The organism is Geomonas sp. RF6 (assembly GCF_021044625.1).
Classification (GTDB): Bacteria; Desulfobacterota; Desulfuromonadia; order Geobacterales; family Geobacteraceae; genus RF6.
In genome coordinates, this window is the sequence record NZ_CP087999.1 from 3,791,656 (window position 1) to 3,806,061 (window position 14,406).

Annotated in this window: 9 protein-coding genes; 7 read left to right on the forward strand and 2 right to left on the reverse strand. The window is 59.5% G+C overall.

Going from position 1 to position 14,406, the window contains the following annotated elements; genetic code table 11:
- Positions 1 to 199 precede the first annotated feature (199 nt).
- Positions 200 to 1,195 carry a glycosyltransferase family 2 protein gene (locus tag LPW11_RS16245; RefSeq protein ID WP_230994923.1) on the reverse strand — a complete coding sequence of 332 codons (996 nt, stop codon included), beginning with the start codon at positions 1,193 to 1,195 and terminating at the stop codon, positions 200 to 202.
- 198 nt (positions 1,196 to 1,393) lie between these two features.
- A complete protein-coding gene (locus LPW11_RS16250) occupies positions 1,394 to 1,903 on the reverse strand; it encodes a hypothetical protein (RefSeq protein WP_230994924.1) in 510 nt (169 codons plus the stop codon).
- A 225-nt stretch (positions 1,904 to 2,128) separates the two neighbouring features.
- Here LPW11_RS16250 and LPW11_RS16255 point away from each other — a divergent pair, with 225 nt between their 5' ends.
- The 7 genes from LPW11_RS16255 (at position 2,129) to LPW11_RS16285 (ending at position 13,941) form a co-directional block, all read left to right on the forward strand.
- Positions 2,129 to 3,082: a PAS domain-containing protein gene (locus LPW11_RS16255; protein WP_230994925.1), complete on the forward strand. Its 954-nt coding sequence runs from the start codon at positions 2,129 to 2,131 to the stop codon at positions 3,080 to 3,082.
- 49 nt (positions 3,083 to 3,131) lie between these two features.
- On the forward strand, positions 3,132 to 3,494 hold the full coding sequence (locus LPW11_RS16260) for a sensor histidine kinase (RefSeq protein ID WP_230994926.1): 363 nt from the start codon (positions 3,132 to 3,134) through the stop codon (positions 3,492 to 3,494).
- Positions 3,487 to 3,933 carry a response regulator gene (locus LPW11_RS16265; protein ID WP_230994927.1) on the forward strand — a complete coding sequence of 149 codons (447 nt, stop codon included), beginning with the start codon at positions 3,487 to 3,489 and terminating at the stop codon, positions 3,931 to 3,933. The genes LPW11_RS16260 and LPW11_RS16265 overlap by 8 nt, the downstream gene beginning before the upstream one ends.
- 9 nt (positions 3,934 to 3,942) lie before the next feature.
- Positions 3,943 to 5,604, forward strand: coding sequence for an ATP-binding protein (locus LPW11_RS16270; RefSeq protein WP_230994928.1), 1,662 nt, complete (start codon positions 3,943 to 3,945; stop codon positions 5,602 to 5,604).
- Positions 5,605 to 5,640: 36 nt separating this feature from the next.
- Entirely contained in the window at positions 5,641 to 7,989 is a 2,349-nt protein-coding gene (locus LPW11_RS16275) for a methyl-accepting chemotaxis protein (protein ID WP_230994929.1), read from the forward strand.
- A 350-nt stretch (positions 7,990 to 8,339) separates the two neighbouring features.
- Complete coding sequence (locus LPW11_RS16280; protein WP_230994930.1) at positions 8,340 to 8,744, forward strand: response regulator transcription factor; 405 nt, start codon at positions 8,340 to 8,342, stop codon at positions 8,742 to 8,744.
- Between the two features lie 4 nt (positions 8,745 to 8,748).
- Positions 8,749 to 13,941, forward strand: a complete 5,193-nt coding sequence (locus tag LPW11_RS16285; RefSeq protein WP_230994931.1) for a trifunctional serine/threonine-protein kinase/ATP-binding protein/sensor histidine kinase — start codon at positions 8,749 to 8,751, stop codon at positions 13,939 to 13,941.
- Positions 13,942 to 14,406 lie beyond the last annotated feature (465 nt).

Sequence of the window (14,406 nt, forward strand, 5' to 3'; positions counted from 1 at the left end):
ATAGGAGGTTGGTTGACGCGGAGGGTGATCTTCGTTGTGGACTGGCAGGGGGAGGACAGCGTGATATGTAGGCCGGGATAAGCCGCCAGGCGTTCCCGGCGGTCCACCCGCACACGCCGGTTCGGCACCGATTGCCGAAACGCTGCCGCATATTCCGGCCTACATTGAGCCGTAACGTAAGCCGGCGGCTTCGTGTGCCTCAGTACGCCGGATTCACCATCTTTTCACGCAGGCGCGCTATGGGCGCAAGGAGGGAGTCCGGAACCAGGGATAATGCAAGAAGGAATGCCGCTTCGCTGTGCCATCCCTGCCACCGGCCGTATTCGAGGACATAGTTTCGCGCGACGGTCGCCTTTCCCTCGCCCAGAAAGTGCCGGGCGGAGACGCGCGAGCATTCTGCCGCCATCTGCCGCAGGTATGCCTGGTCATCCTGCTGCATCTCAGGAAAGGCCGCTATGAGCTTGCGGGCAATCTCGATGTTGAAGTCGTTGTACAACTGCTGGTACCGGATGCTGGACAGGTTGCTGCTGTGGATCCGACGGTTCAATACTGGCCGATTGACGCAGATGAAGGGGAAAATGACCGTTGCCCGCAGCCACAGGTCTCGGTCCTCCCCCACATGGAACCGCTCGTCAAAGGCGCCGACGGCCTCCACGACGCAACGCCGGACCATTGTCCCGCCTATCGGGATGAACCTCCCCCTGAGCAGCGCGGAAAAGAGGCCCTCGTAGAGGTATGTTCCATCTGGGAGGGTGTCGTGAGGAGTCTTCTCGATCTGCTGCGCGACGTACGGTGAAGAGGGGAGCGGCTTTGCAGGGTCCTCCTCGAACTGGTGGAAGAGCCCGAAAGCGATGCCGGCTCCCCGGTGGGCTGCGAGTGCTGACGCAAGGGTGCGCAGGGCGTCCGGCATGAGGAGATCGTCGGAGTCGAGAAAAACGAGATTTCTTCCCGTCGTTGCTCCGATCCCCGCGTTGCGCGCGCTGCTTACCCCGCCATTGGCGCGGGCCAGATAGCGCACCCGGGCACCAAAACGCCGCACCACGTCTGGAGTCCTGTCGGTTGAGCCGTCGTCGACGACGAGCACTTCGTAAGGCGGCACACTCTGGCTCAGGACGCTCTCGATCGCTTCGCCCAAATATTTTTCTGCATTGTAGCAGGGGATAATAACGGAAATGGTCTGGCAGGGGCTGGTCATCACTCCTCTCCTCCTGAAGGGGGACGTTGAGGAACGCCAGTACATTACATAACACGTCACGGCATAAGAGCAACTCGTGCCGCCGAAAGGGGAGGGGCGATCGACTCCCTGAGTGGGCGCGGCGGGTGCGAAGAAGAGCGGCCCTGGTGCCTACCCCCGTGGACAAAGGAGGCTGCTTTCCGTTGCCGCTCCCTTAGATTACGGCCTTCGCCCCATGGGCCCCAGATAGGCCGCGGCTGCTCCCTTCAGGGACATGTCGAGATCTGGCAGCGCGTTGATGGCGGCTACGACCGTGTCGTTCAATGCGCCGTCGTCGAGGTAGTCGATGGAGTCGTAGATGAGCCTCTTGCTGTACAGCATGTTGTGAGCGTAGGCCCCAGGCTCGTGCTTCAGGAGGGAAAAGTTGAAGGCGGCGCCCATGGTGTCGGCGCTGCCCCAGGCCGTGAAGGCGTTGACCGCGTCAGTGCTTCCTGCACTTTTGAAGAAGTACGGTGATGCTTCGGAGTAGTAGATCCCGCGCCCCTCCAGCACCTTCTGCAGCGCGAGGAGCGATGCGGCGAACTTGGTCTCCCGCGTCGCCATTCTTACGGCGTCGAGATACGCGGGCCCCTTGTGGCACTGCGCGCAAGAGGTGCTGCGGATCGTCGCTATGGTCCCGCTCCCGTCCCGCCCTACGGGGGAGAAGGAGTGGCTGTTTGTTGAGGTCATGTGGCAGCCGATGCACGGGCCGGCGGCGCCGAAAATGCAGTCGTGCGCACCTTAAAGCCATCCGGCGAGTGCCTCGCGGTCGCGAAGCCGCAATCGGTGCTGAGCCTGATACCGAGGACCTTTTACCCCGCTTGTAATAAAATAGAGAGGAAATCCACGGTGGTCCCAGACCGAAGAGTGGCAGGCTTGCAGGAGCACGGTGGCGCCGGGACAGGGAGGTTTGGCATGGCTGATCAGGGTGAGAAGAGGCAGGCGCGAGGAAATGGTGATCGACAGGCCGTTTCGCCTCCGGTGGACTTTCAGCGGGTATTCGAGGCGGTGCCGGACCCTTGCCTTTTGCTTGACCGGAACCTGAGGATAGTGGCGGTGAACGAGGAGTATCTGAAGGCTACTATGACTCGGCGGGAGGAGATTATGGGGATGACCATGATGGAGTTGTTTCCCGTCAACCCAGCTGAAGCCGGGGCGACCGGAGCCACCAACGTCGGTGGGTCCCTCACGCGGGTTCTCGAGAGAAAGGTCCCGGATACCCTGCCGCTGCAGAAATACGACATTCGGAAGCCGAAGGAGGAGGGGGGCGCCTATGAGGAGCGGTACTGGAGCGCCGTGAACACCCCTGTGCTTAACGCCGATTACGAGGTGGACTACGTCATCCATCGAGCCCATGACGTCACAGACTTCGTCCGTCGCGGCCACAACATCCTGGAGGGGGACGCTGCACAGGGGGAGGCTGACGTTTTCCGCAACTCCCAGAGGGTGGCCGAGGCCAATGAGGAACTTCGTCTGGCCAATAACCAACTGGAGGCCCAGAGGGAGAAGCTGCTGGAGCTGAACGCCCGGCTGGAGGTGGAGGCTCTGCAGCGGGTCAAGGCTCAGGATGCCGCGGACAAGGCGAACCGCGAGCTGCAGCGGTCCAACAAGGAGCTGGAATTGTTCGCCTCCGTGGCCTCCCATGACCTACAGGAGCCGCTGGTCACGGTGGGAAGCTACACGGAGCTTATAGCGCAGAAGTATCGCGACAAGCTGGAAGTACCTGCGCTACATGACGGACGGCGTAAAGCAGATGCAGTCCCTGATAAACGACCTGCTGGCTTACTCCCGGCTCAATACGAGGGCGAAGCCGTTCAGCCGCGTGCCGCTTGGGAAAGTCCTGGAAAGTGCGGTAAGGAACCTGACTAAGGCTGTCGAGGCAAGCGACGCCTCTCTTGAGTGGATGGAGCTTCCGGAGGTGGAAGGTGACGACACCCAGCTCGTCCAGCTCTTCCAGAACCTCGTGGGAAACGCCATCAAATTCAGGAGACGCGATGTGCGCCTGCAGGTGCGCATCACCTGCGAGCGGCAGGGCGGGATGTGGGTGATCAGGGTGCGCGACAACGGCATCGGCATGGAGCCGCGCTTTTTCGAACAGGTCTTCGAGATCTTCCGCCGGCTGCACACCCGCGAGGAATACGAAGGAAGCGGCATCGGGCTGGCGATCTGCCGCAAGATCGTGGAGCATCACGGAGGGCACATCTGGGTGGAATCGGAGCCTGGAGAGGGGACTACCTTCTTCTTCAGCATCCCGACGCTGCGAGGAGGCGCAAATGCATGACAAGGACGACTTCGAAACTGTGGAGATTCTCCTGGTGGAGGACAACCCCGCACACGCCGACATGATGCGCGAAACCTTGAAGGAGAGCAGGATAGCGAACCGGCTCTCCGTGGTCACCGACGGCGAGATGGCTCTCGATTTCCTGTATCGGAAGGGCCCGTTCGCGGAATCTCCCCGCCCGGGACTCATTCTCCTCGATCTGGGACTCCCCAGGAAGACCGGATTGGAGGTCCTGTCGGAGATAAAGGAGGATCCCGAACTCAGACGCATTCCCGTCATCGTTCTTACCACCTCTGAGTCGGAGGAGGACATCCTCAAAAGTTACGATCTCCATGCCAACACATTTATTTCGAAGCCGGTGCGGCTGAGCGATTTCATGGAGGTCATCAGGAGCCTGGAGAACTACTGGTTCGTCATGGCGCAACTGCCGAAGTCATGAGGTTAAGCGATGGAACGGCCGGCTACGAGGGTCCTGCTGATTGAAGATAATATGGCGGAGGCGGAGTTCATCGGCGCTACGCTGGGGCTGGTGCGGAAGCAGGAGTACGTTTTGGAGCATGCTTCGTACCTGAAGGAGGGGATCGCTCTGCTGCACGCGCAGCCCTTCGACGTGGTGATCGTGGACCTGGGGCTCCCGGACAGCCAAGGGTTGGCCAGCGCAGTCGCGGTCAGAAGGGAGTCGCAGGAGATTCCTGTTGTTATCCTCACTGTCCTCGATGATGAGGAAACCGCTCTTAAAGCCCTGGAGATGGATATACAGGACTACCTAATCAAAGGAGAGATCACCAGCAGCACCCTCTCCCGAACGATCGGGTACGCCATCCATCGGAAAAAGATCGCCCTGGAGTTGGAAGTGGCCAACGCCAGCCGGCGGGAGATGGCACACATGCTCGACCTTTCCCCGGCTCTGGCCTGCGACCTCGAGCACCGGATCACCCACTGGAGCCGCGGGATGGAGGAACTTTCTGGATGGTCCAGGGAAGAGGCGATCGGCGCGGTGGCGCACGAGCTGCTGCGGACGGTGTCTCAGTCTCCGCTTGAGCAGATCGAGGAGACTGTCTTCGAGAGCGGGTTCTACACGGGGGAGCTGGTGCATCACAAGAAGGATGGGACGCCGGTTCCCGTGGTGACCTTGTGGGTCTTGTACCGAGACCAGCAGGGGGTGCCGTTGGCAATTCTGAGGACGATGAACGATATCACCCAGCGTAAAGCGATGGAGGAGGAATTGCGGCTGGCCAAGGAGGAACTGGAGTCAAGGGTTGTTCAGCGAACGGCCCACCTCCACGCCACCATAGGAAAGCTGCGCGAGGAGGTGGCGGCACGGCGTAAAGCAGAACATGCGCTGCACGAGGAAAGCAGGCAGCGCCTGGAAACGGCGTGGGAACTCCAGGAACGGGAGCAGTTGCTGATTCACCAGAGCCGCATGGCTGCCATGGGAGAAATGATAGGCTTCATCGCCCACCAGTGGCGCCAGCCGCTCAACGTTTTGGGAGCCGTTATTCAGGAGGTCGAACTGGCGTTCCAGGCGGGGGACCTGACCGAGGATTACCTCGAGAGCCGAGTGGCGGAAACTATGGCGGTGGTGCAACAGATGTCCGTGACCATCAACGACTTCAGGGACTTCTTTAAGCCTGAGGGAGAAAAGGTCGCATTCGGTGTGGCGGAGGAAGTGACGAAAACGATGAAGATCATCGATGCCTACTTCCGCGACATCGCCCTGAAGGTGGAGTTTGTAGCCGCAGATGCCGTTATGGCACATGGATTCCCCACGCAATTCGGGCAGGTTATTCTCAATATACTGCTTAACGCAAGGGATGCCTTCCTTGAGCGGAAGGTGGCGCATCCACTCGTTGCCATCCGTATCTGGACGGAGGGAGAAAAGGCAGTCATCGCCGTCGCCGACAACGCCGGCGGCATCGCACCTGAAATAGTCGAGAGAGTGTTCGATCCATACTTCACCACCAAAGGGCCGGAGAAGGGGACGGGGATTGGCCTGTACATCGCAAAGCTCATCATCGAGAGGAACATGAACGGGACACTTAGCGTTCGCAACAGTAACGGCGGGGCCGAATTCACCATTGAGATACCGGCGTCTGCGGCTCGGCCGTAATGGCGGGGAGAGCTGTTCCCCTGGCACGAGGTAGCCATGCCTTCGATCAGAATCTTCGGTCGCGGCAGCTCCAAGGAGCATGATGGCTTGTTTGAAGCTCTTTTTGAAGGGGGACCTGACGCCACTGTGGTCCTCAATGGCGAGGGGCGCATCATTCTGGTGAACGCTCAGTGCGAGAGACTCTTCGGATACGACCGCAGCGAGCTGGTCGGACGTGAGATAGAAATGCTGGTGGGTGAAGCCTCACGCGAGATACACCTGGCGCAGCGTGCCCGTTTTGCGGCAGATCCGTCATCGAGTCCCATGGCTGCAGCCCGGGCCGGAGGCGCCGTCCGCAAAGATGGGTCGCGGCTCCAGGTGCAGATCAGCCTCGCCTTTGTCCGAAGCAGTGGTGCAGAGCTCCTCGTTGTTGCAATTCGGGACGTAACCGCACAGCAGCGACAAATAGAGCAGCTAATAGGGGTTCTTAAAGGTCTTCCCGACCCGGTATTTACACTGACCCCCGAAGGACGGATTACCCATCTCAATGAAGCCGCCGTCCAGGCCACCGGTATACCTCGCAGCTCGCTCGTCGATTCCCTCTTTTCCGAGTGCTTCACCGAAAAGGAGAAAGCGGTTACATTTCAGCGCGACCTCGTGGCTACAGGGAAAGTGAATGATTTCCCTCTCTCCTTTGAGCGGCTTTATGGAGGCGCTACCGAGGTACTCGTGAGCGGGACCGTTCTTCGAGACGCAGAGGGGCAGGCGGTCGGCGCCGTTGTCGCGGCGCGGGACGTGACCACTGCCAATGCCCTTACGGCTCAACTCGCCGAGGCTAAGAAGTACCTCGACAACATCCTGCAGAGCTCCACCAAGTACTCGATCGTAGGGATCGATCTCGACTGCCGCATCATCTCGTGGAACGAGGGAGGACATCGCAACTATGGGTATTCGGCTGAGGAGGTCGTCGGCAAGGACATGCGGCTATTACATACTCCGGAAGACAGGGCGTCGGGTGCTGTGGACAGACTGTTGAAGCGTGCGTGGGAGAAAGGTGTGGCGGAGGGGGAATTCACCAGACTGCGCAAAGATGGGTCCCACTTTGAGGCTAGCGTGGTGGTGACCAGGCGCGACGACCTTGCTGGGCGTCCCATCGGCTACCTCTTGATGAGCAGCGACATAACGGACCGAAAAACGGCGGAGGAGAAGGTTCGCCAGGCGGCGCTTTACGCCCGGAGCCTCGTGGAGGCCAGCCTCGACCCGCTGGTGACCATCAGCACGGAGGGGAAGGTCACCGACGTCAACGAGGCCATGATCAAGGCAACGGGTATGTCTCGCGAGGAACTGGTGGGAAGCGACTTCACCCTCCACTTTACGGAGCCGCGCCTGGCTCAGGAGGGATACCGGCGGGTATTCAGCGACGGGCATCTTACAGATTACCCGCTCACCATCCGGCACCGAAACGGAACCCGGACCGAGGTGCTGTACAACGCTTCGGTGTATCGGGACCTCTCGGGCAACGTCCTTGGCGCTCTTGCCGCGGCCCGCGACGTGACCCGCAGAAAGCGGCTGGACGAGGAACTCGAGGAAGCCGCCAATATCCTTGCCGCCGCCTCCAGCGAGATCATGGCCACGATGGCGCAGGTGGCCGCCGGCGCCAGGGAGACCGCAGCCACGGTTAGCGAAACAACCGCGGTCGCCGAGCAGGTGAAGGTGGCGGCCTATTCTTCCAGAAGTAAGGCCCAAACGGTCCGTGACGTGGCGCAAAAGGCGGTTTCGATGGCACAAAGAGGCAGACGGTTGGTCGATGACTCTGTGACCGGAATGGGCCGGATTCAAGAAGAAATGGCGTCGATTGCGCGAACCGTCACCGGGCTCTCAGGGCAGAGCGAGATAATAGGGGAGATCATCGAAACCGTGAAGGATCTTGCCGAGCAGAGTAATCTCTTGGCGGTGAACGCCGCTATCGAGGCGGCAAAGGCGGGAGAGCTTGGGAAGGGGTTCGACGTGGTTGCACGCGAGGTAAAATCGCTCGCTGCGGAGTCGAAGAAGGCCACGGCCCAGGTGCGTGACATCCTGAACGATATACAGAAGGCGACGAAGGCGGCTGTGCTGGCCGCGGAGCAGGGAAGACTTGGTGTGGAGGCCGGGGTACGGCAGACAAGCGACGCCGGCGAGGTCATCCGCCACATGGCCGAGAGCATAGAGGATTCAGCGGAAACCGCGGCCGAGATCGCCTCCTCCAGCCAGGAACACGTGACCGGAATGGATCAGATCTCCAGTGCGATGGACAACATCAAGCAAGCGAGCGAACAGAACGTCTCCGGCTTGAGGCAGGTGGAAGAGACCCTGCACAACCTGCACGCCCTCGGTCAAAAGCTCAAGCAGCTAGTTGAGCAATATTGAGTCGTTACGCTCCGTTGCCCCAGCCTGTGCGGCGGGTCACCCATTTCCAATCCCTTTCCTTAGCATGATATGATGACGCTAAGGTGTGGCTGTTCTTCACCAGGAGAGCCCACCGACTCAAAGGCGCACTCGCTGCGGTGGCCGCGGAAACGGCCCGGTGCGTCGCCGGGGAGCTGGAGAAAAGCGGAAACGGCGGCAACCTAAACGCGTTTGAAGGAGTCAGTTGAGGAGGTGAAGGCTGAGATGGAGAGGGTGAAAGACGCGCTGAAGGGTAAGTAGAGCGGCGCGACGGGATAGGGTATACTGGACTTCCAAATAAGACTGTTCTTGACCGCAAAGGAGCTGCCGCTATGTCAACACTTCAATCGGATCTCGATATTTCACTCCTCATGGTCGAAGACGACCCTGTCGCGAGAAATGTGATTCTCCGAATGGTCGAGAGGAGATTCCCCGCGTGCACAATCTATACAGCTGAGAACGGAAGGGAAGGGCTGGAGCTTTATAAACAGCATTCCCCGGAACTAGTCATCAGCGACATCAACATGCCAGAGATGAATGGCATCGACATGGCTCGCGAGATACGGACGATAGACCCGGATGCCAGGTTTATCGTGCTTACAGCATACGGCAACCAAAGCTTCCTCCAGACCTTCACCGAAATCGGATTCTGCGCCTATCTCCTAAAACCAGTTAACTTCAAGGAACTGTTCACCATCATTGAGAGTTGCGTTGGTAAGAGCGGGGGCGGAGGCTGATCTTTTGACAGTAGAGGCTCCAGGATACGAGATTAGGGCGGTCGCTTCGCAAGAAGCCGATTTCGTATTATTTCGCGCCATCCGTCTTACGGATGGCGCTGCAGTTTACATAAGAGCTCCGTCTGCCCAATATCCTGAGGTGAGAATCCTCACGCGCCTGGACCACGAGTTTCAGCTCGCCAGCCTCCTGGAGCCCTCCTGGGCCCTCAAACCGATTGAACTTGTTCAGTACAGGGAACAGAGCGCCCTAGTGCTACATGGCTTCTCCGGTGCCCCACTCTCCGCCCTCACCATTCCGACTACAGTAAAAGATTTCCTGGATGTCGCCATAGCATTCGCCGCGGCCCTTCGGTCGCTTCACAAGACTGGATTGGTCCACATGGACCTCAAGCCGCCTAATGTATTGATCGATCGCGACAGTGGTGAGTTGCGCATTTCCGGGTTCGGGATCGCCACTCCCCGTCCCCCGCATGCCCCCCCGGCCGGTTCACCATTCCTGCTGCAGGGCACCCCCTCCTATATGGCTCCTGAACAGACAGGCCAGATCAACCGCGGGATAGAGGATGCCACCGACCTCTACAGCGCCGGTGTCATCTTCTATCAGATGCTGACGGGGGATCTGCCCTTCCTGGGGACGGACCTATTGGAGCAGATTCACTGTATAGTGGCGGTAACTCCGGTGGCACCGTGTGAGCGGCGCCGCGAAGTGCCGCGTGTTCTATCTGACATCCTCATGAAGCTTTTGGCAAAGCTGCCGGAGGAGAGGTATCGGACGGCGGCAGGGCTGCATGCCGACCTCGTTCGCTGCCGTGACAGCCTCATGGAGCACGGCGACATAATCCCCTTTGAACTCGGCGAAAGAGACGTGTGCTCTCGCTTGTACATCCCACAGCATCTCTACGGCCGGGACCGGGAGGTCGCTGCCCTGATGGCCGCCTATGAAGAGGTGCGGGAGACCGAAATCCCACGCCTTGCCCTGGTAACGGGGTATGCGGGGATCGGCAAGTCGGCGCTGGTCGCCGAGCTCCACGCTCCCCTCATCAAGGGCCGCGCCTTCTTCGCCTCCGGGAAATTTGAGCAGTATATGAGCGGGAAGCCCTACGCCACAATTTCGCAGGCGCTGAAAGGAGTGGTGCAGCAAATCCTTATGGAGCCTGAGGAACGCCTAGCGACGTGGAGGGATAGGATGCAGGAGGCGGTCGGGGTCAACGGCAGGCTCCTTGTCGAGCTGGTGCCCGAAATAGAGCATCTTCTCGGCCGCCAGCCTGAGGTCCCGGACCTCCCCCTGACTGAGGGGGAGCAACGATTTCACCTTCTCCTGCACAGGTTTCTCCAGCTTTTTTGCTTCAAGGGGCGGCCATTTGTTCTTTTCTTAGACGACCTGCAGTGGGCAGATCCCGCCACCCTCAACCTTCTGACCTACATCCTGCCTCGGACCGATACCCGCTCCATTATGGTGATAGCGGCGTACCGGGACAATGAGGTGGGTCCCGGCCACCCGGCGATGCTTGCCGTGGAGGACATCAGGCGCGCCGGCGTCGCCCTGAGCGACGTCATCCTAGAGCCGCTGCAAAAGGAGGAGGTGCAGCGGCTGGTGGCCGACTCGCTCAGAGCAGATCTTCAACGGACCCGACCGCTCGCGGACCTTATCATGGAAAAGACGGGGGCCAACCCGTTCTTCCTCATCCAGTTCCTGTCGACCCTGCACCGGGACGGGCTGGTCACCTGCAATCCGGATCAAGGCACATGGGAGTGGGATCTGGACCGGATTGGACTGCAGCAGTACACCGATAACGTAGTCACCTTCCTTGTTCAGAAGATGCGCGGAATGCCGCAAGAGGTGAGCCGCGCACTGCAAATCGCGGCGTGCGTGGGGACCCAAACGGATCTCGGGATTCTTCGCGCTGTCGCCGGCTCTACGGAGGCAGAGATAGACGCCGCCCTCTGGTACGCGATCCAGGAGGGGCTGCTCTTTCGCCAGGAGAACTCCTGCAGCTTCGTTCACGACAGGGTCCTGCAAGCCGCGTACTCCCTCAGCCCGCAAGACGAGCGGGAGTCCGCTCATCTAAAGATCGGCCGGATCTACTTCGAACGATTTTCTGAGGCCGCAGACGAGGACCTCCTCTTTGATATGGTCGGGCACTTCAACCGCGGACACCGCCTCATCGACAGCGCCGAGGACAGGGTGAGGGTTGCAGGGTTGAACCTGCAGGCAGCGCGAAGGGCGCAGGCATCGGCAGCCTATCGCTCAGGAAAGGGGTACGCTGGCGCGGGTCTGGAGATCCTCGGGGACTTACGGTGGACGGTGCATACCGCATTGGGGCGTGCACTCACCTTTGAAATGGCTAAATGCGCCTGGTTGGCAGGAGAAGTCGGGGAAGCGGACAGGCTGCTGGAGGAGGAGATTGCTCGCGCTGAAGGCGCCGAAAAGGCTGAAATGCTCCTGGTGCAGAGCAAAGTTGCCATGACACGGGGTGATCCCTCCGGTGCTGCCGTTAAGATTTTGGACGCTTTGGGAGCATTCGGCATCGCCTGGCCTGCTCATCCCTCGCCCGAGGAGGTGCAGAGGGAGTATGAGGAAATCTGGTCCCGGCTAGGAAATCGGGAGATAGCTGCTCTCGTCGACCTCCCGGCGATGACTGATCCTACTGTAACGACAGTCATGGAGATCCTCGCCGAGCTGTACCTGCCTGCCTACTGGATTGACCTCAATCTGCAGTTGCTGGTCACCTGCCGCATGGTCAACCTGAGCCTCGAGTATGGCAACTCCGATTCGTCACCGATGGGGTACGCCGCGTTAGGGAGGTTGCTGGGACCGAAGTTCGGCCGGCACCTTGACGGGTACCACTTCGGCAAGGCCGGATACGACCTGGTGGAAAAACGGAAGCTTGTCGCTCTCAAGGCGCGGGTCAGCGATCTCTTCGGCATAAGCACCTCTTTTTGGGTGGTGCATCTCAGGCAGGGGCTGGAGTACGCCCGCATCAGCTTGAAGGCGGGGAACGAGGTGGGGGATCTTCCCTATGCTTGTTACGCCTGCATGCACATAGTCACCTACAGGATCGCCCTTGCTGCACCACTCCAGGATGTCTATGCGGAGTCGCAGACCCTGCTGGAATTTGTCAGCGCTGCGAATTACGAAGAGGTGGCGGACATAATCAGGTCGCTGCAACGCTTTATCGGGACGATCCGGGCAGAGGTGCCAGGGCCCGCTCTTTGGAGTGAGGAAGTCGCAGATGACGACCGGTTTGGGGAGCATATCAGGCAGAATCGCTCCGCATTAGTGGTGGATTGGTACCTCGTGGCAAAACTGCAGGCATGCGTTCTCATGGGGAAGCATGGCCAGGCGGTGAACGTTCTCGAGGAACTCGCATCATTGGTCTCCAGCTTCATGACCCAGCTCAACTACACCGACTACGTCTACTACTCTGCACTGGCGCTGGCAGGTCACCTCCCCGAGGCGCCCCCATCGACCCGGAGCGATTACCTCTCTCGCCTTGCCCTTCACCTGGAGACATTGGCGGGGTGGACGCTTCACGGGCCGGACAACTTTAGGCATCGTGAGCTCCTGGTCCGGGCGGAACTGTATAGGTTGCAGGACCGCCCTGACGAAGCGGGGCCCTTATACGACGAAGCCATAGCCGCCGCACGCAAGCAGGGATTTCTGCAGCACGAAGGGCTCGCCCAGGAGCTCGCCGGCCGCTTCCACGTCTCTCGCAACGAGAAGGAGAGTGCGCGCAGGTACCTCTTTGGAGCGAGGTATGCTTTTGCGCGTTGGGGTGCGACTGCAAAGGTCGCTGCGCTGAACGCTGAGTTTCCGGCACTTTTGCGTGAGGAAAGGCAAGGAGGGGCGGTGACTCCGGAACAGCTCGATCTCTTGGCCGTCGTGAAGGCTTCACAGGCTATTTCTCAGCAGATGGAGTTGTCGCAAGTCGTCGACACCCTTCTTCGGGTGGTAATGGAGCACAGCGGCGCTGACCGCAGCGTCCTTCTCATGATGCATGAGGGCGAGGCAGTTGCCGTTGCGAAAGCTGGTGTAGAGAGGGGGGGGGAGGTGGCGGTCCTTCAGCGGACATCGGGGAATGAACGGGCGGAAACGCCCTCCCAGGTGGTTAACTTTGTAAAGCGTGTGGGGGAACCGGTTCTCCTCGATGATGCAAGGACCCCCTCTCCCTACATGACTGATCCATACTTCGGTGACCATCACCCCTTGTCCGTGGCGTGCCTGCCTATTGTGCGACAGAGGACTGTTGCGGGAATTATCTACCTGGAGAACCATCTGGTCGTGGGCACCTTCACCAGGAGCCGCCTCTCCCTTCTCGAGGTTCTCGCGGCCCAGGCCGCCATCTCACTGCAAAACGCGCATCTTTTCAGCGAGTTGCTTAAGGCCAAGGATGAACTGGAGGACCGGGTAAAAGAGCGAACGGCGGATCTTTCCGCAGCACTCCAAGAGCTTCAGACGGAGACCGAGAAGCGGATACGCGCGGTGGAAGAGGTCCGCGAAAAGGAGCAGATGCTCATACAACAAAGTCGTCAGGTTGCCATGGGAGATATGCTGGTGAACATTTCGCACCACTGGCGTCAGCCCTTGAACGTGGTAAGCGCCCTTGTGCAGGAACTCGGGTTTACCCACCAGCTAGGCGAGCTCACAGAAGAGGTCATGGAGCAAAACGTCGCGCAGGTTCAGGATATCATCGGTCAGTTGTCCCAGACTATCAGCGACTTTGACGAGCTTCTGACGCCGCAAAAGGAGAAGACGTACTTTGATGTCAACAGCATCATAGGGAGAACCGTGGCGTTGGTGGAGGAGAGTTTCAAGAACCACATGATTGCCATTGAGCAGGACCTTCATGGAACGTTCCAGGCGTTAGGCTCGCCCAACGACTTCAGTCAGGTCATACTGAACCTTTTGGCAAACGCCCGCGACGCGTTCTTGGAGCGCAATATAGCTGAACGCCTCATTCGGATCGACTCCCGCGCGGAAGGTTCAACGATCATCGTGACGGTCACCGACACCGCCGGGGGGATAGCCGAGGACATCATCGGACAAATCTTCGACCCCTACTTCACCACCAAGGAGCTAGGCAAGGGCTCCGGCATCGGGCTGTTCCTTTCCAAGATAATCATCGAGAAGAATATGGCAGGGCGTTTGACGGTGCATAACGTTGAAGGAGGAGCGCGATTCACCATAATGGTGTAATGCGGAGGCGAGGACGCTCCGAGCTTTTGCCGACCTCAGCCGTTGTGCATACAGAGGACGCGGTGCTTGCTGACCCTGGGCCCGTTACTCCCAATTCGCAAACCGATTTTTTTTCCATTTCTGCTTAAGAGGGAGCCGGGGATCGTACTGCTGCTGGAGACACGGCTGCGGGTTGTGGCGGAGCGGTGCGTGATCAGGGGCTGGGCGATCGAGCAAGGAACTCCTGCGACAGCATTTGCCCGTACACCAGCGAACCCGTAAACCCGCATCTGACGAGGGAGGTAAAGTGGGACGCCCAAGGTAAAGTGGGACGCCCACAAAGTAAAGTGGGACGCCCATAAAGTAAAGTAAAGTGGGACGCCCATAAGTTAATAAGTTTCTGCTGTAAAGTGGGACGCCCATAAGTTAATAAGTTTCTGCTGCGGAAACTAATATTCTTATGGGCGTCCCTCTGTCTCCCTGCGG